Here is a 23,501-nt window from a genome sequence, read left to right as displayed (position 1 = left end):
TTCTTAAGGAGAGTGGTGCAATGATATTACTTGACAGCGTTACTAAAAGATTTCCCAACGGGCTGGTGGCAGTTGATAATGTTTCTCTTGAAATAAAAGAAGGAGAATTTGTAGTTTTTATAGGACCTTCAGGATGTGGTAAGACCACTACCATGAAAATGATCAACAGACTGATAGAGCCTACCTCTGGAAAAATCATAGTTAATGGCAGGGATATTAGCAAGCAGGACCCCATTCAATTAAGAAGGGGCATAGGTTATGTAATACAAGAAATAGGCTTGATGCCCCATATGACTGTTGCTGAAAATATTGCCTTGATACCTAATCTTCAAAAATGGCCAAAAGAGAAGCAAAAGAAAAGGGTCGAGGAACTGCTGGAAATGGTTGAGCTTGACGTGGCTGAGACTATAAACAAGTATCCAAGACAGTTAAGTGGTGGGCAAAGGCAGCGTGTAGGTGTAGCCCGGGCCCTGGCAGTTGACCCCCCTATCATGCTCATGGATGAGCCCTTTGGAGCATTAGATCCAATTACAAGAGAACAGATGCAGGATGAATTTATTAAACTCCAGGAAAAGGTGAAGAAAACAATTGTCTTTGTAACCCATGACATGGATGAGGCATTGAAGTTTGCCAATAGAATAGTCCTCTTAAACAAGGGTAAAATCGTTCAATGTGCCTCTCCCCAGGAAATATTGAGGAATCCGGCCAATAGCTTTGTTCGGGATTTTGTTGGAACTGACCATGCCCTTAGACAGCTCAGTCTTATTAAAATAAAGGATGCCATGAAAACAGATATAAGCACTGTACATCCAAAGGATACTATTGATGATGCAAGGAAGCTCTTTAAACAAGGCTACCGCAGCATTATTGTTGTTGACAAGAATAAAAAGGTTGTGGGTTATATAAATAGAGAAGACGCTGAAAAAATGACAGACGATATGTATGTTTCAGATATTATGATTTCTCCCATGGGGACAGTACATTATGAAAAGTCCTTGAAAGAAGCCTTAAATCATATGCTTAGATTTGATTTTGGGTATCTGGCAGTAGTAAATGACCAATCAATGCTGTTAGGTATTATAACCTCCAACTGTTTATACAAAAATGTTGGCGAAGGCTATATGGACAGAGAGGGTGCATAAAAATGCTTACTACCATAAACAGTCAGGGAGGTGGGGAGTAAATGAATTATATAATGCAAAATCCACAAAGGGTACTAAATTTAACTATAGAGCATTTACAGATAATTATCATCGCAGTCAGCATAGCAGTTATTATTGGAGTGCCTCTTGGAATCCTCTTAACACGTATGAAATTCTTACAGGGTCCTGTATTCGGCATTGCCGGAGTTTTGTATACCATTCCTGCATTAGCCCTTTTTGCCATAATGATTCCCTTCTTCGGCCTTGGAGTAAAGCCGACAGTAATAGCCCTAATACTATACTCCCAATTAGCAATAATCCGCAATACGGTTACAGGCATTGAAAACATTGATAAAAGCATTATAGAAGCCGCTACAGGCATGGGCATGACAAAAATGGAGCTATTATTAAAAATACAGCTGCCCCTGGGATTGCCTGTCATCATGGCTGGTATCAGAATGGTCACAGTAATGGCAATAGGAATTGCTACAATTGCCAGCTACATTGGTGCTGGGGGACTTGGAGATTTAATATTTCTTGGAATGTTTACTATAGATACCGATATAATCCTGGCTGGCGCTATACCAATTATTATTATGGCCCTTGTGGCCGATAAGGTGCTGGTTATGTTTCAAAAGAGGCTGGGAAAATGGAAAGCCGAACCCAAAAAGACTACTAAGTTGGTTAAGGAGGTATATGATGGTTCAGTACATTCTAAATAACCAGGAAGCATTTTTAACCCTGCTGGGCCAGCATCTTAACCTGACCTTCTTATCTGTTGGCCTGGCCATGATATTTTCTATACCCCTTGCAATAATTGGAACCAGGGTGCCGTATCTGGAAGCACCCATAATGGCATTTGGCAACCTTGGCCAGACCATCCCTAGCTTGGTTATCTTGGCACTGGCTATTCCTCTGGTTGGAATAGGATTTGCTCCAGCCTTGCTGGCGTTATTTTTAAGAGCAGTACTGCCTATTTTGCTCAATACCTTTGTGGGTATCAAGGAAGTTGATCCTGCTGTAATAGAAGCTGCACGGGGAATGGGAATGACAGATAACCAGATCCTCTTTAGAGTCCAATTACCCCTTACTGTTCCAGTTATAGTAGCGGGAATAAAAACAGCTACAGTTCAGTGTGTATCCCTTGCCACCCTTGCAGCCTTTGTTGGTGGAGGAAGCTTAGGAGATTGGATTCAACAGGGTATTATGATGGTAAATCAAACCCTCCTTCTTGCAGGGGCAGTTCCAACTGCTGTCCTGGCTATTATGGCTAATTTTCTAATAGGCGTTATACAGAACATTGTTACTCCAAGGGGATTAAAGGTGTAAAAGTGGGAGGCATCAGTCCATGATTGATGGTAATATTAAAGTGAGTCAATTCATTTATAATTTCACCTATGATGATTTACCAGAAGCTGTAATCAAAAAAGCGAAGCTCTGCCTTCTGGATTTATTGGGGGCTGTTCTAGGGGGAAGTAATACAAAGGCAGCGGGCCTGGCCAGGAATTTTGCTAAATCTATTTGGCCGGGGACCACTAATACCATAATTACAGAAGGAAGGGGCAGTAACTGTGTAGGTGCTGCCTTTGCCAACTCATTTCAAGCAAATGCAATAGATATTGATGACGGGTTTAGACCTGTAAAGGGTCACCCAGGTGCCCTGGTGATACCTGCAGCTTTAGCCATGGCTGAACACACGAATAAGTCAGGCAAGGAATTATTAGAGGCTATTGTGGTGGGTTATGAAATAGGCACCCGTGCTGGTATTATATGGCATGACTATTATCCTCTTTACCATGCTTCAGGATCCTGGGGTGCGGTAGCTGCAGCGGCAGCCTCTGCTAAACTATTAAATTTGAATGTGGAGCAAATATATAATGCTCTGGGTATGGCCGAGTATCAGGCCCCCATTAATCCCATGATGCGCTGTATAGACTATCCATCAATGGTCAAAGACGGCATAGGATGGGGTTGTACAGTGGGCGTAACTTCTGCCCTCATGGCATTCCAGGGGTTTACTGGCGTTCCAAGTCTGTTAGGCTTTCAAAAATACGCAAACCATATTAATTCCCTGGGCAGTGAATTTAATCTTTTAAAAGTATATTTTAAACCTCATGCATGCTGCCGTTGGGCTCAACCCGCCATCCTTGGAACAATAAAACTTATGGCTCAACACAGTTTAAATTCTGATGAAATCCATAAAATTAATGTATTTACCTTTAAAGAAAGTGCAAGGCTAAAAGCTGTCTCACCTAAAAACACAGAGGAAGCACAGTATAACATAGTATATCCAATTGCAGCAGCAGTTGCAGACGGAGAGGTAGGTCCCAAACAAATCCTGGATGATAACCTCCAGAATCCACAGATAATAGATGTGATGAATAAAATCAAAATTTTACATGATAGCCGTTTTGATGAGAGATTTCCGGAGATAGCGGAATCTGAGGTGCAGATTATCACAAAATCTGGACAATCATTTTTATCAGGTCCAGTACGTGCCAAGGGGGATTGGGATTACCCTTTAAGTGAAAAAGAATTGATTGAAAAGTTCTTTTGGTTAGCATGTCATGCAGTGAGTGAACAAAAAGCAAGAGATATAGTTGACCTTATAGAAAACCTGGATGAGCAGAACCATATTAATAAGCTGATGTCATTATTATCACAAGATACAAATCAAAGGCACAGCTTGAGCAGCTAGGAGGGACAGGGTGAAGATACTACTTGTTAATAATGAAAAAGATAAGACTGATCTTGGCTCAATTAATGCTCTAAAAAATAGTGTGCAGCAGGTTGCTGAAGCTGATTTTGTTGTCAAGCATTATACTGGGCTATCTGGTGAAGAGGTGGATGAACTTGCTGTAAATTTTGTGATTCTCTCAGGCAGACATAATTCAAACTGGGGAATAGATGAAATGTACCTATTTAAGAGTGAATATGACATAATAAGAACCTGTAAAGTACCCCTGCTGGGAATTTGTGCTGGTTTTCAACTTATGGGTCTTGCTTACGGAGCTGCATTGAATTATATCTGCCCAAAACGAAAGGATAAATGTAAAGAATTTGGATATCAAAAGGTAAACTTACTTGGTAACGATAAAATTTTTTCTGGCCTTTCCTCAACTCTTACTGTTTATCAGAATCATTATTGTGAACTTAAAGATGTACCAGATGGGTTTATCAAACTGGCTGAAAGTGATATGACAAAAATTCAGTGTATAAAGGACACCAGCAGAAATGTTTACGGAGTTCAGTTTCACCCCGAATTATTTAATGACAAATGTAATGATGGTAAGGTTATATTGAAGAACTTTTTTAGCTTAACTTAGCTATTCATAGTTTTCATAACCTTGGTAGTAGTGGGCAAAGTCAAATGCACTCACAATAAGTTATTAAGACTTATTAATGAGTGCATTTTTGTATGCCTGCAGTCCAACCCTCTCTGTTTTACAAGGAAAAGCGCTTGTCTCAAGCTTCTGACAGCCATGGCACGTTAATTGCTATAAATATCCTAAGCAAAACCATCTAAGGAGTTGTTATTTAAATTATGAAAAGAGAAGCATTAACACAGAAATTATTGGTATTAGGGATAGACGGGATGGATCCCAAAATAACCCGAAAATTCTTGGCCGAAGGAATAATGCCAAACTTACAAAAGTTTATTGAAAGAGGCTCGGCCAGAGAAGACTTATCCCACTTAGGTGCCCTGCCAACTATTACACCTGCATGCTGGACTACCTTAGCAACCGGCGCTTATCCAGGAACACACGGCATTACTTGCTTTTGGCGACAGTCACCAGAGAGCTTGGATGCCGTAGTATATAATATGGATTCTAGAAACTGTGAAGCTGAGCAGTTATGGAATGTAACTGCTGCAGCAGGTATCAAAACCTTAGTATGGCATTGGCCCGGTTCCGCTTGGCCTCCGACCAGTGACAGCCCAAATCTACACGTTATTGATGGAACACAGCCCGGTTCTGTAAACATGGGTGTGGCACAACTTGATTGGGAAAAAATTATTGTTGCTGATGAGGAAATTAAAGAATTACAATATGCTCCTAAAGTTGAACGTCCTGCCGGTGTTGGTTGTATGATTTCCGATCTGGATGCTATTACTGAAGAAAAAGAACCAACTACCGATATGATGGAATTATGGTATGGTGAAGCTGCCATGTCAGGCTGTGAAATCCGTGAATATATCATGGGACCAGAAAATATGGAAATGGTCATTGAATCTATTCCCCATTATGATTTAGTCAATTCCCCGTTGAAAGATGCAGAAGGATGGGCTGCCGCACCGGCAGACGCCAAAGAATTTACGATTTTAACATCGGATGGTATTGTAAGACGTCCCGCACTAATTCTAAAGAATTCTGATGGCATCTATGACCACATAGCAATTTATAAAAACAAGAAGGCAGAGAAACCAATCGTAGTATTAGAAGTGGGGAAAATGGTTTCCTATATTGTAGACGACATTAATAAAGATGGTGAATTAAAACCCGCATGTAGGTCCATGAAACTCCTGGAACTTTCTCCGGATGGTAGAAAACTGAAAATGTGGATCAGTAACGCACTGGATACTGCCCAGGATAAGGTATTCCACCCCAAGGAATTGTTAAAAGATATTGTTGAAAATGTTGACCCAATTCCGCCTGTTAGCTTGGTTGGGGGAGAAGATGCTTACCTGGTTGAGAATGTTTATGAACCAGCCTGGGATTTGTACTGTCAATGGCAGGCAAAGGCTTTAAATTATTTAATTAAAAATCGTGAATACCAATTAGTATTCACTCATTTGCATAATGTTGACTGTGCAGGTCATATGTTTTGGCATTTAGCGAAAAACCTGGAGCGCTGGAGCTATACTGACCCTGAAGTTAATCAGAACTTTATCCGGAAGTTTTATATTCAGACAGACAAATATCTGGGAGAATTCCTACATCTGTTAGATGAAGGATGGACCATCATGATTGTAGCTGACCATGGTTTGCTGGTAGGGGAAGAATTCCCACCACAAATTGGTGAATATGGCGGTATGAATGTACAGGTAATGGAGGAACTCGGTTATACCGTTATGAAAAAGGATGAAAACGGTAAGACTTTGAAAGAAGTAGATTGGGAAAAGACAACCGCTGTCCAGACTCGAAGTAACTATATTTATATTAACTTAAAGGGTCGTGATGCCCATGGCATTGTTGACCCGGCGGATAAATATGAACTGGAAAGAAAAATTATGTCTGACCTGTACTCTTATAGATATAAGGGACAGCGTGTTGTCGGGCTTGCCATGAGGAATAAAGACGCAATTGTATTAGGAAATAACGGTCCGCAGTGTGGGGATATTTTCTTCACTGTCGATGAGGGCTTTAACCGTTTACATGGTGATGGATTAGCCACTGTAGAGGGTGCTTTCGATACTTCTGTTGCCCCGATTTTTCTAGCAGCTGGGAGTGGAATTAAAGAAAACTTTACAACAGCTAGAACCATTAGACAAGTTGATATTGCACCAACTATTGCAGCATTATTAGGTGTAAGAATGCCTGCCCACTGTGAAGGTGCACCAATCTATCAGATTCTAACCGAAGAATTCTAATATATTAAAGGCAGGCCTATTCACATAAACAGGATTCTTGACTTCATGAAATGGCCTGCCTTTATTCTAAATAATTTGAGATAATCAATAAGCATTTTAATATTCGGCTTGCCAAATTCATTGAATAAAGGAGTGGAAAATATGCCCTTAGAACAAATAAATGCAAATAGTTTTGAAAAAATTATCTATGATAATGAGGACTCCTGTCTTGTTATTTTCTCAAGAAAAGACTGTCACGTTTGTAAAGATGTGGTTCCTATTTTGGAGGAGCTGCAACTGCAATACCAAGACAGGTTTGGATTCTATTACGTGGATGTAGAAGAAGAAAAGAACTTGTTCCAAAGGTTCTCTTTAAAAGGAGTTCCTCAGATTCTTTTCTTTAAGGATGGCGAATACCAAGCAAAACTAGCAGGTGCTGTTGACGAAGACAAAGTCATAGATAAGATTGAGGAAGTTTTAGAATCGTAATGATTAAAACATTTTACGAGAGGGAGTAATTTAGGAAAATGGGAGATCTGACGTACGATTTAATCATAATCGGTGGGGGTCCCGCAGGACTCACAGCAGCTATTTATGGGGGAAGAGCGAAGCTGAGAACTTTGGTTATCAACAAGGGAACGGTTGGCGGTTTGGTCAATACTACACGAGAGATTGTAAATTATCCAGGCTACAGCCAAATTAGTGGACCTGATCTTATGAAAGACTTTAAAAATCATGCCGAGTCTTTTGGCGTAGAATTTTTACGAGATGAAGTTGTGAGTGCTGATTTTGCAAAAGAAGACAAAATTATCTTTACCAAAAAAAAGAAAAAATACTCAGCCAAGGCGGTTATCATTGCTTGTGGTAGTGAGCCGAGACTATTAAATATTCCTGGTGAGAAGCGGCTACAGGGAAGTGGAGTTGCGTATTGTGCAACCTGTGATGCTGAGTTTTTTGAAGGAGAAGATGTTGTTGTCGTTGGCAGCGGGGATCAAGCCATGGAAGAAGGCATGTACATTACCAAATTCGCTCGCAAAGTCACAGTGATTGTACTTCATGATGAAGGCGTTCTCGATTGCAATAAAGTGAGTGCGGAAAGGGCCTTCCAAAATGAAAAGATGGAGTTTATATGGAACTCCACAATTGAAGAAGTCCTGGGTGAGGATAATGTGGAGGGGGTTAGAATCAAGAACTTAAAAACGGGCCGTTCAAGCAAACTTGCTTGCCAGGGTGTTTTTTTCTTTGTTGGGATGATTCCTTCAACTCATTTCCTCAAGGAAAGTGGCATTGTGATGGAAAGAGGCTATATTCCCGTTAATGAAATGATGGAAACCAATCTCGAAGGGGTATATGCAGTTGGAGATAATCGGGTTAAATATTTACGGCAAGTGGTTTCAGCTGCAGGGGATGGGGCAACGGCCGCAGTCGCTGCCGAACGCTATATTGAGGAACTCAATGCATTTAATACGAGTGTTCTAAAAAGCGATAAAAAAGTTCTCTTGCTTTTCTTTAATGCCTTAGATAATCAAAGCTTGGAGTTTAGCACTTTATTAGAAGAAGCAAATCAAGAACTAGCGGAACGCAGCAAAGTAGTTAAAATCGATATGGCTACTAAGAAAAAACTTGCCCAAAGGTATGATGTGAAAATCGTGCCATCAGTTGTTGTATTAGACAGAGGGCAAGAGATCAGGCGATTGGACTATTCCATGGATAAAGAGAAACTAAAAGCTCAATTAAGAGAAAAATAACAAGTCACTTTGACTGAGTAGATTGCTAATTAATTAATAGATTAACAGTAAAAATAGCGTTTGCTAAACTAAAAAGTATTGATAAATATAGCATATTCAGAAAATAAGAACAAATGGCACAATACTTGCTATATCTGCATTAATAAGTAAAACATATGGTGGTGATGCCATGGTATAATCAAATTTGTGAACAATGGTCATGTTATGGTGGAGATTTATAAGTGTAGATTGCAGAGCTGCAAAAATGGAAGGACACGATTTATTGGAGCCAATAAAAATGAAGGGTTGGGGAAAGCGGTGGATAAATCCAAGATAAGTCAGTATGCAAAAATTAATCCTTTGGTGTTTTATGCTGGAGTAATCTTATGTATTCTTATATATGGACCCATGCTAGTACTTCGCGAACAGCTGCGGCCGCTAGGTGCACAAATTTTAAAAGCTGTGACATATAGCCTTGACTGGTTATGGTTGTTGTTAGCATTTGGATGCTTTGTTTTTCTAGTATGGTTAGCCTTTGGGCGCTATGGTAATGTAAAGCTGGGCGGGGCAGATGATGAACCGGAATTTTCAAGATTTAGTTGGTTATCAATGCTTTTTACTGGTGGGGTAGGTGCAGGTCTTGTTTATTGGTCAATGGCTGAACCTATTTTTTATCTTAAGTGGCCTCCATTCTGGGGTGAAGCTTTTTCAGCTCAAGCTGCTCAGTTTGCTATTGCCTATGGAATATTCCATTGGGGTGTTTTAGCCTGGGGTCTATTTACACCAGGTGCAATTGCATTTGCATATATTGTTTATGTAAGGAAGAAGCCATATTTTTACCCAAGTTATGCATGTAGAGGAGTATTAGGTGATTTAGTTGACGGTTGGGTTGGAAAAGTAATAAATGTGTTTGTTATTGTAGCACTAGTTGGTGGTTTGGGTACAACCATGGGAGTAGTTATCCCTATGATTTCAGCGGTAATTGCTCATTTTCTAGGTGTTGAAAATACTTTAACAGTAAAAATTGGAACAACTATTTTACTTTCTATCATATTTGGATATAGTGCATGGTCAGGATTACGTGGTGGTATTAAAAAGCTGTCAGAAATAAACAGCTGGTTGTGCTTTGGATTGTTAGGCTTTGTATTAGTAGCGGGCCCAACACTTTGGATGCTATCATTTTATGTAGATAGTATTGGAGTACTTTTACAAAACTTTTTCCGTATGAGCTTATATACTGATCCCATTACAAAGTCTGGATTTCCGCAGGATTGGACAGTGTTTTATTGGGCATGGTGGGTTGCATGGGCAATATATTTTGGACTTTTTATTGCCAGGATTTCAAAAGGCCGTACAATTAAGGATGTTATTGTAAATATGGCTTTTACAACTACATTAGGATGCTCAATATTCTTCCTGGTATTCGGAGGTTATGCAACACACCTCCAGCTTACCCAGGGTATGGGACTTGATGAAATTTTAACTTCAACTGGTGGCGGCGCAATGATAGTAGCCATATTGGAAACCCTGCCTTTAAGTGGGTTAGTGATACCATTCTTTATCGTGGTAATGTTAATCTTCCAGGCTACTACCATTGACTCAAATGCCTATACAATTGCAATGATTTCCTGTGATGAGATTAAGTACACCCAGGAACCACCACGTTGGACAAGGTTATTCTGGTGTTTCCTATTAGCTGTCATTGGAATTGCCATAATATCAGTGGGCGGACTTCAAATTGTACAGCTTTCATCAGTGGCAACTAGTGTCCCTGTAGTGATTATTATAATAATTTTGATGATGTCTGTATTGAAAATGCTTAAGGAAGACTTTGGTGATGTAGCGGGTCCTAAGATACTCACAGTTGAATATACTGATAGCGTAGAAGAAAAGAATATAGTAATTGATGATAAGACTGCTAAAAATGTATAATAATTTCTAAATAACGAGCAGGCAATAGGGATATATCTACTCTATTGTCTGCTTATTTTTTAATAGTGCCCGAGTCAGATGAACTTAAAATCAGTCATTTTGCCTTATTAATTTAAGGAGAAACTATGATTTATAAGGGCTGCAGGTGTTTAAAAGGATAAAGTTAATTGGTATGATATTTGCAATCTCTATATATAAAGAGCTCATTAACATATTAAAATACTAAGTCAGGAGGAGATTTATTTGGCTAGAAAGTTTTATGCAGCTTCAAACTTTATTCGGGGTTTTGGCTTGAATATGTTCTCTGATGATGAACTTTACTCAATTCATCTGGCTACCCTTGAAGTATTACAAAAAAGTGGAATAAAAGTTGAAAGTAATGAGGCATTAGAAATATTTGCTGCAGGTGGAGCTTTTGTTGATAGAAATACCCATATAGTGAAATTTCCCCCATATCTTGTGGAGGATGCAATTCATTCTGCACCCAGCAAAATTGTTCTAGCTGGAAGAAACCCCAAGCATGATGTGGTTATAGAAGATAAAAGGGTTCACTACACAAACTTTGGTGAAGGCATTATGGTAATTGACCCTTTTACTGGTGAATATAGAAAATCCATAAAGCAGGATACTGCTAATGCTGCACTAATGTGTGATGCTCTTGATGAAATAGATATATGCTTGAGGGCTGTTGCAGCCCATGATGTCTCTCCAAAGGTTCACCCGCTGCATGAAGTAGAAGCATGCTTTAACAACACAAGCAAGCATGTTTTTACTGGTGGAATTAGCGGCAGACAGGCTGAAATGATATTCGACATGGCGGCAGCAGTTGCTGGTGGCAAGGATAAGCTCAGGGAACGTCCTGTGCTCTCAGTTAATGTTTGTCCAACCAGTCCCCTGCAATTAACAAGTCATTGTACTGAGGCAATAATCAAATGTGCAGAATATGGGATTGCATGTAATATACTTTCCATGGCAATGGCAGGTGGTTCTGCACCTGTAACTCTGGGCGGCACTTTAGTTATGCATAACGCTGAGGTTCTAGCTGGAATTGTTTTAAGCCAGCTTACACGCAAGGGCTCGCCAGTTATTTATGGAAGTTCAACTACAATTATGGATTTGAAAACTACAACTGCACCAGTTGGCGCTCCAGAATTGGGTATGATTAATGCTGCTGTAGCAAAATTAGCACAGTACTATTTATTGCCTAGTTGGGTGGCTGGTGGATAGGCTGATAGCAAAGTTCCTGATGCACAGGCTGCTCATGAAAAAACCATGTCTACTCTGTTAACAGCATTGGCAGGTGCCAATATAATCTACGGGGTGGGCATGCTGGAACTGGGAATTACCTTCAGCTTTGAGCAGTTTGTAATGGATAACGATATAGTTAAAATGGCAAATAAGGTTGTACAGGGCATAGATATAAATGATGAAACTCTAGCTGTAGATGTCATCAAGCAGGTAGGTGCCGGCGGAGACTTCTTAATGCAGGAGCATACCATGAAATATATGAGAACTGCACAATCGAGTCCAAAATTAATGAACCGCAAAATGAAATATGCATGGAATGAAGCTGGTTCCAAGGATTTAACCCAGGTTGCCAGGGAGGAAGCTGTTCATATTTTGAAAAACCACAAGCCAGAGCCTCTCCCATCAGAAATAGCATCAAAACTAAAAACTATTATTGCAGAAGCTGAGGAAGAGTTTGGTGTTATTAAAAAATAGTAATTAAGATTAATAAGCTCTCTACGTATGAGAGCTTATTAATATTCTAAATATTAACAGCTCCAATATACAGTTATTCTTAAATGCTTTAATTTTAGAAGCTGCAAATATATGTTATAATTAAAGCACTACTAATAAAACAATAGTTGGTGGTTTTCATGAGACAAGATGAGGATAAAGATGAGATGAATTTAGAGAAGCTTCAGGAAATACTAAATCATTCCTATGATGAAATTTTTGTAATAAACAGCAAGGGGATTGTGGTTTATGTAAATAATGCAAGCGAAAGAAATTACGGTTTGAAACCATCTGAGATTATTGGCAAAACAGTATACCATCTAGTTGAGGAAGGATATTATACTCCTTCAATAACTCCAATAGTCTTCAAAGAGAAAAAGCGGGTTACCCTTTCTCAGGAAACAATGATAGGAAAAAAACTGGTGGTCACTGCCACACCTATATTAGATGAACATGGAAATATTGATCTGGTTGTTATGAACAGCCGAGATATGACAGAAATAGAGGAGCTTAAGTGCAACCTGGAAGAGACGGAAAAGCTGGTGCAGATGTACAAGCAGGAGGTAGAAGAACTAAGGAAAAAGGAATATAAATATGAGCATTTGATTGTCCGCAGCAAAAGCATGAAGGAATGTGTTGAACTGGCACAAAAGGTTTCTTCAACTGATTCAACAGTCCTTATACTGGGAGAATCAGGGACCGGCAAGAACGTAATGGCTAAATATATACATCATATTAGCAATAGAAACAAGGGTCCCTTTAAAAATATAAACTGTGCAGCCATTCCAGATCAGCTGCTGGAATCTGAGCTGTTTGGATATCATCGAGGAGCTTTTACCGGGGCAAATACTGCCGGTAAGGTGGGCTTACTAGAGCTGGCTAATGGAGGAACCTTGTTTCTGGATGAAATAGCTGAAATTCCCTTAAGGCTGCAGGCAAAACTCCTGGAAGTAATTCAAGAGGGCAGATTTATTCCAGTGGGAGGTACAGAATATAAAACTATTGATACCAGGATAATAGCTGCAACCAATAGAGATCTGGAAAAAATGGTCAGGGATGGGCTGTTTAGAGAAGATTTATTCTATAGAATAAACGTAATTGAATTAGAGATACCGCCTTTACGTGAAAGACTTGAAGACATAGTGCCCCTGGCTCATTATTTTTTGAACATGTATGATAAAAAATACAGTGCTTCCCATTATTTTAGCCAGGATAGTCTAGACACATTAATGTCCCATTCATGGTCAGGAAATGTTCGTGAGCTGCAGCATGTAATTGAGCGTTTGGTAATAACTGTGAAAGAGTCTAAAATATTACCAGAACATTTCCCTAAAAACTTCCGGAAAACTGAAAAGGCAAAAGCTAATCTTGCATTACAGAATCTTGTCCCATTAGATATCCTTGAGGAGGAATTAATTATCAAGGCTTACAAGCAGCTGGGGAGTTCCTATAAAGTTGCAAAGGCGTTAAACATTTCCCAAAGCAAGGCCAACAGACGGATTCGTCAGTATTTGAACAACAGCAATAAAAAATAATAAAAGTAATAGCAATAATAACTGCAAGAAGGAGAACCTGGTGTTCTCCTATTTTCATACTATTACTACAGCGAAATGCGCCATGGCTCCGCAAAGTTTCACATCACCAATTTTTTTGACTTACAGCAAGTCATAAGGACTTAAAACAGGATGTGATAAGCCTGTTTTTGGGTTAGAATTGCCTGGCACAGACATTGCATTACAATAGAGTAAACTTGTGCCCATTTTATTATTAGAGCAAATATGGAGGGATTATGGTGTTAAAGACAAAACTGGAGGTCATAGCTCAAGAAGATTACCAGATGATACATGATGCATCAATTAAAATATTAGAGGAGACTGGGGTCGCTTTTCATTCGGAAGAGGCCCTGGAGATTTGCAAGCATCATGGAGCAAGGGTTTTAGGTAATACAGTTTACTTTACTCGAAAAATGGTAGAAGAAGCTATAAAAGAATGTCCAAAGACCTTTTCCTGGACAGCTAGAAACGCTGAGAAATCTGTAACAGTTGGGGAAGGATTTTTGATTCAACCCAATCTGGGACCTGTATTTATTCAGGATTTAGATAGAGGTAAGCGTGCGGCCACATTGGAGGACTTCAGCAATATCCAAAAGCTCTGTCAATACAGTGATGTAGTACATCTTGTTGGTTCAATTCCAGTAAATCCCGGTGATGTTCCGCAAAATGAAAAGCATCTGCATATTATCTATGAAACACTTAAAAATACTGATAAACCTGTCATTGGACACACAGGATACAGGTATGAAGCCAGGGAAACATTGGACATGGTTGAAATTGCTTTAGGCAGAAAGCTAGAGCATGGACATTATGTTGGTGTGGCTATTAACCCATTAAGTCCCCTTAGTTATTCCAGGGATGCCCTGGAAACTATCATGGAATATGCCAACCGCAATCAGATTGTATTTTTAGCCCCTTGCATTATGGCCGGTGTTTCAGGTCCCATAACCCTCCTTGGAACAGCCCTGCTGCAAAATGTTGAGATCCTTGCCGGACTTACCTTCATACAACTAATAAATCCAGGCAACCCTGTTTTATACTCAATTGCCTCCAATACTGCCTATATGAAAACCGGCAGCTTTATTGGCGGCAACCCTGAAGGCCTGCTAATGGATATTATTAATCTCCAGATGGGGCTGGATTACTACAAGGTTCCAACCAGGATACTAGCAGGCATAACTGATGCCAAGGTAGTAGATTGTCAAGCAGGCTATGAAACCATGCAGAACCTCATGCTGGGAGTTCTGGGAGGAGGACACATAGTTGTCCAATGTATGGGGGTTCTGGATGCTATTATGACAACATCCTACGAAAAGTTTATCATAGATGAGGAATTAATTAAAAGAATGATACGTATTAAACAAGGGGTTGAAGTTTCTGAAGAAGAACTAGCCATTGCAGCTATCCAGGAGCTTGGACATAAGGGGTCTTATTTGACCCATGAAAGTACCTTTGAAAAATTCCGCAGCAGATGGATGCCCACCATCTCAACGTGTGAATCCTATATGGACTGGGAAGCTGCAGGTTCTAAGGATGTGGTAGTCAGGGCCAATAGAAAATACAAAAAGATACTAGGTGAAGCTCCAGCAACTTTATTAGAAAAAGACCTTGAAAAATCTTTAAAGGAATATATGAATATAGTTAAGAAATAATTATTTAATTAGAAAAATCCCAACAGCTTCTATATAATATTTAATAGGAGCTGTTTCATTTTGCCAGCTGCTTTTAATCCGCTGGATGAAGGAAATTCATACTAATTCATAGAATATTGCGACATACGGTTTTCAATGGAAAGAGGGTGACAGTGCTGTCTGAGATGAGGGATATACAGGATTTTGTCCAGGATATAGCGGAGGCTATTAGTGCTGCTTTGGACATGGGTGTGGAAATTATAGACAATGAGCTTTTAAGAATTGCAGGGACTGGCGCATCGAAATCTAAAGTGGGCACACAAATGCAGATGGGCCATGTTTGCAGGCATACGCTGTATTATAAAAAACCATTTATTCTTGAAGCCCCAGGCAGGGATAAAATCTGTGAGGTATGTCATTTGTATGGAAGCTGTGACATAATTAAAGCCGGTTTTTTTGTGCCAATAATATTGGGGGGAGTGCCCGTTGGATTAATTAACCTGATAGCCTTTACAGAAATGCAGAAAGACCGCTTGCTGAAACAAGAGCAAACCCTATTAAAATACGTTTCCAAGATGGCTGAGTTATTATCCAGCAAAATAGCCGAAAACCGCAGTACAAAGCAGCTTAAAATAACAGCTGACTTTGTCAAAACTATTATTAATTCTATAGAAATAGGCATAATCGGTGTCAATGCCGATGGATATATTACCCAGATTAACCCAACTGCTGGCAATATTCTGGGCTTGTCCTGGGCTGATATAAAGGGAAGCAACATTAAAACTGTTTTGCCCCAGTCCCAGCTCTGCAAGGTCATTTTGGGTCTAGAAGTGGATAGTGAGCAGGTCATAACATATCAAGTAGGTGAGAGAAAAGTTAGGGTCTTGAGCTATCTTTATCCTGTATATAGTGATGATGTAATAACAGGAGCCATTGAAGCATTTTATAATCTAGCTGACGTCCAGATGAAAGCCGAAAGGTGGGAAGGGACAGAGCATCAATCTACTTTATATGAAGTTATTGGAGAAAGTGAGGTTCTCAGAGAAGTAAAGGCCAGGGTAATGAAGGTTGCCCAGGGCAGTTCTACTGTCCTAATTCAAGGGGAGAGTGGGACCGGCAAGGAACTCTTTGCCAGGGCAATACATGCAGCCAGTCCTAGGGCAAATAAGCCCTTTAAAGTAATTGATTGCAGTGCTATTCCAGACAATCTTCTTGAAAGTGAGCTTTTTGGCTATGATGAAGGAGCATTTACTGGAGCCAAGCAGGGAGGTAAAGTTGGCAAGTTTGAACTGGCTAATGGTGGTACAGTATTTCTTGATGAGATAGGAGAGCTGCCTCTGCATCTCCAGGCAAAGCTCTTGAGAATTTTGCAAAATAGAACCATTGAGCGTGTAGGTGGTAATAAGGAAATAAAAATAGATGTGAGAATAGCAGCGGCAACCAACAGGAACATTGAAAGGATGGTAGCACAGGGGGAATTTAGGGAAGACCTGTATTACAGGTTAAATGTCATTCCCTTGTACATCCCGCCCCTCAGGGAGAGAAAAGAGGATATAGCGCTGTTAGTTGATTATTTCATCCAAAAAGCAAATGAGTTTCTAAACAAAAATGTAAAAACCATACATCCAGAAGCCCTGGAAATCCTTAAAGCCTATTCCTGGCCGGGAAATGTCAGGGAGCTGGAAAATGTTATTGAATATGCATGCAACTTTGAACAGAGCCTGATTATCATGCCGGCCAGCCTGCCTCCCAGGATACTTCATGCTGTTAAGGGCGTGGAAGCTGGAGACGGCAACCTGGAATTAAAATACCATGTAAGAGAATTAGAGAAAAAGATTATTGCAAAAGCTATTTCCCTGCATGGAGGATCATTAAAGGAAAAAGAAATTATTGCAGCAGAACTGGGCATCAGCGTTCCCAGCCTCTACAGGAAAATAAAGGATTATAATATCAGGGTGGATAGCTCCTAAAAAAGGCAGCATCCTTCATATTATTAATGATAATACAAGAACAGGAATTATTAATAATAATAAAATACAAAATCCCCAATGCTTATAAGCAAGGCAATCAGGGGATTTTTTGTTTTTCATTTTTGGCACTAATCTTGCTAAAATCACTTGTAGATTGTTATTAATAGGATGGAAGGAGAAAAAAATGACCTTTTATGGATTGCCTAGTGGTTATTACAAGCCTTTATCAATAAAAGAAGTTGAGAGCATTCATAAAACCTCCCTTAGGATATTGGAGGAGGTTGGCTTCATGGTGGATAACCAGAGGGCCCTGGATGTACTTGCAGACCTGGGCTGCAGCGTTGATTACGAAAGTAAAGTAGTCAAGGTAGAACCTGATTTGCTGATTAAAACCATCAAGCAGGCTCCAGCAAGGATAACCCTCTATGGAAGAGATGAAAAGAATGATCTTGTTATTGAGGCAAATCGTACCTATTTCAGTAATGGCGGAACAGCAATTAAAACCATTGATTTGGAGACTGGTGAACGAAGAGATCCAAAAACTGACGATATAGCACAAATCTGCAAGGTTATAGATTATTTAGAGCATATTCATATGATAATGCTGCCTGTATATCCAGCTCAAACAGATACCAGTCAGGTGGATGTTAATCGTTTCTTTAATGCGTTAAATAATTCCACCAAGCATGTTATGGGAGGTATTTATGATGAAAAAGGTGCAAGAGATGTAATTAATATGGCCCAGATTATTGCTGGCGGGGAAGAAGAGCTTAGAAAAAGACCCATTATAACCTTCATAACCTGTTTGTTAAGTCCACTAAAAATGGAGCATAACTATGTAAACTTCATGTTTGATGCAGCAGAAGCAGGTATACCGGTAGTCACATCAGTATGCCCCATCTCAGGATTGACTGCACCCATGACACTGGCAGGGCAGCTAGCTCAATTAAACGCTGAAGCGTTAAGTGGAGTCCTGTTACTTCAAGCCATTAAGCCAGGAACTCCTGTCTTTTATGGAGCAGTACCAACCATTGCTGACATGCGCTCCATGGGTTTTTTATTTGGCTCAGTTGAAAGTGGAATTATGAATGCAGCATGTGCTCAATTAACATCGTTTTATAATCTGCCCATGTATTCAACGGGAGGTATTTCAGAATCTAAACTGGGTGACGCACAGGCAGGCTATGAAAAGGCAATAAGCAGCCTGATGCCGGCTCTAGCAGGAGCCCAGTTAATTCATAACTCGGCAGGGCTTCTAGAAGGCAGCCTGTGCTTTAGCCTTGAACAGCTGGTAATTGATAATGAGATAAATGGAATGGCTTTAAGGGCTGTACGTGGCATAGAAGTAAATGAAGATACCCTGGCCTTTGAAACAATAAAAAATGTTGGTCCTGGCGGCAACTACCTTGCACAGCCTCATACTGTTAAATACATGAGAAATGAAACCTTCTTCCCACAGGTTGCTAACAGAAGCATTTATGTTGATTGGCATAAGGATGGGAGAAAAAGCTCGTCACAAAGGGCAAATGAGCTTGCAAGGGAGATCCTGGCTGCCCATTGGGTGGAGCCCATAGCTAATGAGATGATTAATAAAATTAAAGAGCAATTTCCCTGGATCAAGGATGTTAGAGCTTAAATATGGTGTTAAGGCTTAAACGCATTTTAACAAACATATAGATTGGAGGAATTAAAATGTTTCCAGCACTTAAGGGAGGACAGCTGAGTTTATTAAACCAAAAGCAAATAGCACAAGTACATGAAGCAACAATAGAAATCCTGGAAGAAGTAGGAATAAAAGTAAAAAGTGAAAAAGCACGAGAAATATTTGCACAAGGTGGAGCTGCAGTAGAAGGAGAAATAGTAAAAATTTCAGCCTCCATGTTAGAAGCCGCCATTAAATCAGCACCATCTAAAGTCATACTTTATGGACAGGAAGAAAAAAATGACCTCCACCTGGAAAAAAACCGTACCCACCTTGGAACAGGAGGCACAGTGCTCTATGCCCTGGATTTAGATAAGGGCAAAAAGCGCAAAACCAACACCCATGATGTGAGAGACATTGCCCGTATGGTGGACTATCTAGATAATGTATCCTTCTATGTTATTAACACCTACCCTACAGACGTACCAGACGAAGCTGCAGATGTTAACCGCTTTTACTGGGCCCTTACTAATACCACAAAGCATGTCATGGGCGGCATGTATACCATGGAAGGACTAAAAAATGCCATAAAAATAGCCGAAACAATAGCAGGCAGCTCCCAAAAGCTAAGAGAACGCCCCTTTGTATCTTTTATTACACTAATGGTAAGCCCTTTAGTAATGGACGGATTATACACTGACTTTTTAATAGAAGTGGCAGGCAAAGGATTACCCCTGGCAATACCATCAGAACCCTTAAATGGAGCAACCTCACCTGTAACATTAGCAGGAACAATTGCCATAAACAATGCAGAATCCCTGGCAGGGATAGTACTAGCCCAATTAGTCAATCCAGGCACACCGGTATTATTTGGCTCAACCTCAAGCATCATGGACATGAGCCAGGGCTTTTACGTAGCAGGATGTATAGAATCAGCCATGGTAAATGCAGGGCTAGCACAAATGGCCCAGTACTATGAGCTGCCCATGTATGGAACAGCAGGCATGTCAGACTCAAAAACAAACGACTCCCAGGCAGGGTATGAAAGTGCCTTAACAGCCATGACAGTAGCTCTAGCAGGGTGCAACTATATCCATGATGCAGTGGGCTTACTGGAAATGTGCCAGGTATTCTCCTATGAAAAGATGGTTACAGACAATGAGATCATAGGCAACATCTTCAGGGTTATGCAGGGTATCGAAGTAAATGAAGATACCCTGGCAGTAGCTAGAATAAAGGAAGTAGGTCCGGCAGGACATTTCCTGGCAGACCCCCATACAGTTAAATATGTACGTAAGGAGTTTTTCTTCCCCAGGGTTTCTGATAGAAGAACAAGGATAGCCTGGGAAGAGGCTGGCTGCCCTGAGACAAAAGACCGTGCCCATGGTATGGTGAGAGATATCCTGGCAGTTCACAAGCCTGCTCCTGTTTCTCCTGGGTTAAAGGTTAGAATTCGTGAGGAGTTTCCTGAGATAAAGGGGGAGGAAGTTTAACAAGTAATAGTTTTTTGTCCTAACCCTACTAAGTATATCCTTAGCAGGGTTAGGACATTAGGGAACTTGATTAAGGTCGTAAAACAACTTTAATAGCAGCATCATTCTTATCAACCAGTTCAAAGGCTTCTTTAATTTGGTCTAGTTTAAACTCATTAGTAATTAAGGACCTCACATCAATCAATCCTTGAACTACAGGACGTAGAACGTTAGGAGTCCATACATATCTTTCTCTATAGGTATGGTGTACCAGGCAGGTATTGATAAACTCTAATCCATCATCATGCCAGCGGCTAATATTTAAAGTAACAGGAGTAGTAATCCAGCTGTACCAGACAAATTTACCATTGTGTTTAATCATTTCAGTGCATTGATTAATTGACTGTTCTGAACCAGCAGCCTCTACAACCACATCAGCACCCACTCCTTTAGTTAGATACTTGACTATTCCCACAGGATCCTCGTTAGCGGCGTTGATAGTTATATCCGCTCCCAACTTTTTAGCTAGATTCAACTTTCCTTCAAGGACATCTACTACTATAACCTGGGCTGCACCCTTTTGTCTGGCACATTGAGCGATAATTTGACCAGCAAAACCTCCGCCCATAACTACCACCGTGTCTCCCAATTGAACTCCTGAATTCATTCCTGAATACATGGCACATCCAATTGCTTCACCCAGACTAGCCAGGTCCATATCCATCCCCTCGGGAACAGGCTGTAACTCCCAGTCCTTGGCTTTAAAGTATTCAGCCAGGTTGTTATTCCAGCCAAAGGCTATTACCTTATCACCTGTTTTATAATCTCTTACCTTTGAGCCCACCTCTACGACAGTACCACCACTTTCATGTCCCAAATAAAAGGGTAATTTAGGTTCCTGGCGAAACTCTGAGGTTTTAGGAGGCAGCTGCCCCCGGTAAAAAGTCTTATCAGAGCCGCAAATTCCTATCAGGTGATTTTTTACAATTACCTCATCATCACCACATTCTAGTTCTCTTTCCACTAAATAGATATTATATGGTTCATATAATAGTGCGGCTTTTGTCTTAAAGAGCATGTTCCAGTCCTCCTTGATTTTAATTAATCTTCTTTTTTCAAATTATTAAGCTGCAGCGCTTTTCTTTTTCACCAGATTAACTACTTTTAAAATTAGCGGCCAGAACATCATTACAGCACCGAAAATCAAAAGACCCACAGCTATATTGCTTTCCAAGAATATGCTCCAGCTTCCCTTTGAAATAATAAGAGCCCGTCGCAGTTCTTGCTCGGCCATACCCCCTAAAACTAATCCCAGGATAACAGGGGCTAGGGGATACTTATATTTTTCCATTACGTATCCCACCAAACCAAAGATTAGAGTTAACCATACATCCAGCATATTGTTTCTTAAAGCATAAGAGCCAATAATACATAACATTAGGATCAGAGTACCTAAGATGCTGTAGGGAATGCGAATAATATTGGCAAACATTTTGATAAATGGTTTGGCCATTGCTAATATTAAAAAGTTAGATAAGAATAAGCCGATAAACAAGGTCATTACCAGCACCGGCTGCTCGGTAAAAAGCAGTGGACCTGGCCTGATGCCATGAAGGATAAATGCTCCCAATAATACTGCGGTGGTGGCACTGCCGGGAATGCCTAGTGCCAACAAAGGTACCATGGCTCCGTTTGCAGCTGCATTATTAGCTGATTCCGGTGCGGCTATTCCTTCTTCTGCCCCTTTTCCAAATTTATCCTTATCTTTTGCCCAGCGAACAGCTTCACTGTAGCTGACCATTGAAGCAGTGGTTGCGCCAATACCAGGCAGGATACCAATTATTGTGCCTAGTAAAGAGGACCTGCCAATAGTCATCCATAGTCTTTTAATGGTGGACAATCCAGGTAAGGTTGAAGTAATTTTTCCTACCTGCTGCTTTACTGTAAAGTCTTCCATAAATCTACGCAATACCTCGGAAATGGCAAACAAGCCGATTAACACGGGGATAAAGTCAATTCCACTCATTAATCCGCCTACCCCAAAGGTGAACCGGGGTACACCAGTCATGGCATCTATTCCTATGGTAGCCAAAAATAGGCCAAAAAGGCCTGCCAGCAGTGCTTTCAGCAGGTTATTTGCTCCTAGCACCGTTATCACACTTAGGCCCACCATTGCAAGGGCAAAATATTCCACAGGCCCAAACTTTAAGGCAAACTTGGCTAATTGAGGTGCTACAAACATTAATATAAGGCTGCCAATTAATCCCCCAGTGGCTGAGCTAAAAACAGATATTCCCAGGGCTTCTGATGCACGGCCCTGTTTGGTTAATTCATATCCATCCAAGGTAGTAGCTACTGCCTCTGGAGCACCCGGTGTTCTGAATAGAATAGCACTAATGGATCCGGAGAATACTGAAGCAGCATAAACAGCTGAAAGCAGCAAGAAGGCTGTGTCAGCTTCCATTCCATAGGTCAAGGGTATTAGTAAAACTACTGCCATCAATCCACTTACTCCCGGGGTGGCACCACTTAAAAGACCTAAGAACACTCCGGAAGCAAGAATAAAAAGATTCAAAGGCTCCATTATATTTACTAGTCCTGCCAAAAAGTTGCTCAATTAGCTTACCTCCTTTCCCTACGGTTCTAATAAAAAAATAAAGTTATTGTTCGAAATATTCCTGTACCCCTGGGCAAAGGTACTGACATTAACTTTGGGAAAAGCATGATCAAGCCTAATGTTAAGCTTAAAGAATAAAAAGACAACCATTGCCATCGCCTTATTTTAAGGACCCATAGCATTGTGACAATAAACAATAAAGAAGTAACTGGGAATCCCAAAATCGGTAAGAATTTGGTATATAAGAAGACTGCAGCAACAGCAATCCAAAAATTATGACTATTTGGTAAATTTACCTTGTTATCCTGCTTACATTCTTTAAAGCTGCGCAAAATTTTAATAATAAGCAGAAAAGATAGAATAACCATACCAGTTAAGATTATTTGGGGCCAGTACTCTGGTCCAATAGAAGCTATCCTTGTAGCAGGAAATTTGGCAGTTTCAAACAATAAAAATCCCGAAGAAAATAGGATAACCAGGGCAATAATCAGTTCAGCCAGCAAAAA

17 protein-coding genes and 1 pseudogene are annotated in these 23,501 nt (G+C 40.3%); 15 read left to right on the top strand and 3 right to left on the bottom strand.

Going from position 1 to position 23,501, the window contains the following annotated elements:
- Positions 1 to 20 precede the first annotated feature (20 nt).
- The 15 genes and pseudogenes from K364_RS0118650 (at position 21) to K364_RS0118575 (ending at position 20,399) form a co-directional block, all read left to right on the top strand.
- A complete protein-coding gene (locus K364_RS0118650) occupies positions 21 to 1,142 on the top strand; it encodes an ABC transporter ATP-binding protein (protein WP_028309284.1) in 1,122 nt (373 codons plus the stop codon).
- Positions 1,143 to 1,183: 41 nt separating this feature from the next.
- Positions 1,184 to 1,864: an ABC transporter permease gene (locus K364_RS24760; RefSeq protein WP_084296067.1), complete on the top strand. Its 681-nt coding sequence runs from the start codon at positions 1,184 to 1,186 to the stop codon at positions 1,862 to 1,864.
- The gene (locus tag K364_RS0118640; RefSeq protein WP_207640885.1) at positions 1,842 to 2,471 is read left to right on the top strand and encodes an ABC transporter permease; all 630 of its coding nucleotides are present in this window, start codon (positions 1,842 to 1,844) and stop codon (positions 2,469 to 2,471) included. Before K364_RS24760 ends, K364_RS0118640 begins: the two co-directional genes overlap by 23 nt.
- A 19-nt stretch (positions 2,472 to 2,490) precedes the next feature.
- Complete coding sequence (locus K364_RS0118635; protein ID WP_028309282.1) at positions 2,491 to 3,840, top strand: MmgE/PrpD family protein; 1,350 nt, start codon at positions 2,491 to 2,493, stop codon at positions 3,838 to 3,840.
- 10 nt (positions 3,841 to 3,850) lie between these two features.
- Positions 3,851 to 4,468: a type 1 glutamine amidotransferase gene (locus K364_RS0118630; RefSeq protein WP_028309281.1), complete on the top strand. Its 618-nt coding sequence runs from the start codon at positions 3,851 to 3,853 to the stop codon at positions 4,466 to 4,468.
- Positions 4,469 to 4,686: 218 nt separating this feature from the next.
- On the top strand, positions 4,687 to 6,732 hold the full coding sequence (locus K364_RS0118625) for an alkaline phosphatase family protein (RefSeq protein ID WP_028309280.1): 2,046 nt from the start codon (positions 4,687 to 4,689) through the stop codon (positions 6,730 to 6,732).
- A 141-nt stretch (positions 6,733 to 6,873) separates the two neighbouring features.
- The gene (locus K364_RS0118620; protein WP_028309279.1) at positions 6,874 to 7,200 is read left to right on the top strand and encodes a thioredoxin family protein; all 327 of its coding nucleotides are present in this window, start codon (positions 6,874 to 6,876) and stop codon (positions 7,198 to 7,200) included.
- 38 nt (positions 7,201 to 7,238) lie between these two features.
- Entirely contained in the window at positions 7,239 to 8,459 is a 1,221-nt protein-coding gene (trxB, locus tag K364_RS0118615) for a thioredoxin-disulfide reductase (RefSeq protein ID WP_028309278.1), read from the top strand.
- Between the two features lie 297 nt (positions 8,460 to 8,756).
- Positions 8,757 to 10,370 carry a BCCT family transporter gene (locus K364_RS24755; RefSeq protein WP_242841748.1) on the top strand — a complete coding sequence of 538 codons (1,614 nt, stop codon included), beginning with the start codon at positions 8,757 to 8,759 and terminating at the stop codon, positions 10,368 to 10,370.
- A 297-nt stretch (positions 10,371 to 10,667) separates the two neighbouring features.
- Positions 10,668 to 12,092, top strand: a pseudogene (gene mttB / locus K364_RS27405) ([trimethylamine--corrinoid protein] Co-methyltransferase).
- A 158-nt stretch (positions 12,093 to 12,250) separates the two neighbouring features.
- Positions 12,251 to 13,645 (top strand): sigma-54 interaction domain-containing protein, encoded by a 1,395-nt coding sequence (locus K364_RS0118595; protein ID WP_035270236.1) that lies wholly within the window; start codon positions 12,251 to 12,253, stop codon positions 13,643 to 13,645.
- A 254-nt stretch (positions 13,646 to 13,899) separates the two neighbouring features.
- On the top strand, positions 13,900 to 15,315 hold the full coding sequence (locus K364_RS0118590; RefSeq protein WP_028309274.1) for a trimethylamine methyltransferase family protein: 1,416 nt from the start codon (positions 13,900 to 13,902) through the stop codon (positions 15,313 to 15,315).
- A gap of 152 nt (positions 15,316 to 15,467) precedes the next feature.
- A complete protein-coding gene (locus K364_RS27670) occupies positions 15,468 to 17,264 on the top strand; it encodes a sigma-54 interaction domain-containing protein (protein WP_028309273.1) in 1,797 nt (598 codons plus the stop codon).
- A gap of 184 nt (positions 17,265 to 17,448) precedes the next feature.
- Entirely contained in the window at positions 17,449 to 18,900 is a 1,452-nt protein-coding gene (locus K364_RS0118580) for a trimethylamine methyltransferase family protein (RefSeq protein ID WP_028309272.1), read from the top strand.
- 56 nt (positions 18,901 to 18,956) lie between these two features.
- Positions 18,957 to 20,399 carry a trimethylamine methyltransferase family protein gene (locus K364_RS0118575; protein ID WP_051534218.1) on the top strand — a complete coding sequence of 481 codons (1,443 nt, stop codon included), beginning with the start codon at positions 18,957 to 18,959 and terminating at the stop codon, positions 20,397 to 20,399.
- 70 nt (positions 20,400 to 20,469) lie between these two features.
- Here K364_RS0118575 and K364_RS0118570 read toward each other — a convergent pair whose 3' ends face one another.
- Genes K364_RS0118570 through K364_RS0118560 form a run of 3 tightly spaced genes read right to left on the bottom strand, consistent with a single transcriptional unit; the run spans position 20,470 to position 23,498 of the window.
- Positions 20,470 to 21,456, bottom strand: coding sequence for a zinc-dependent alcohol dehydrogenase (locus tag K364_RS0118570; RefSeq protein ID WP_028309270.1), 987 nt, complete (start codon positions 21,454 to 21,456; stop codon positions 20,470 to 20,472).
- Between the two features lie 45 nt (positions 21,457 to 21,501).
- Positions 21,502 to 22,995 (bottom strand): tripartite tricarboxylate transporter permease, encoded by a 1,494-nt coding sequence (locus K364_RS0118565; RefSeq protein WP_028309269.1) that lies wholly within the window; start codon positions 22,993 to 22,995, stop codon positions 21,502 to 21,504.
- Positions 22,996 to 23,021: 26 nt separating this feature from the next.
- Complete coding sequence (locus K364_RS0118560) at positions 23,022 to 23,498, bottom strand: tripartite tricarboxylate transporter TctB family protein (protein ID WP_028309268.1); 477 nt, start codon at positions 23,496 to 23,498, stop codon at positions 23,022 to 23,024.
- Between the last annotated feature and the right edge of the window lie 3 nt (positions 23,499 to 23,501).

It is taken from the genome of Desulfitibacter alkalitolerans DSM 16504 (assembly GCF_000620305.1).
GTDB classification, from domain to species: domain Bacteria; phylum Bacillota; class DSM-16504; order Desulfitibacterales; family Desulfitibacteraceae; genus Desulfitibacter; species Desulfitibacter alkalitolerans.
Note: the sequence above shows the minus strand (reverse complement) of the source record. Positions and strands in the feature narration are given on the sequence as shown.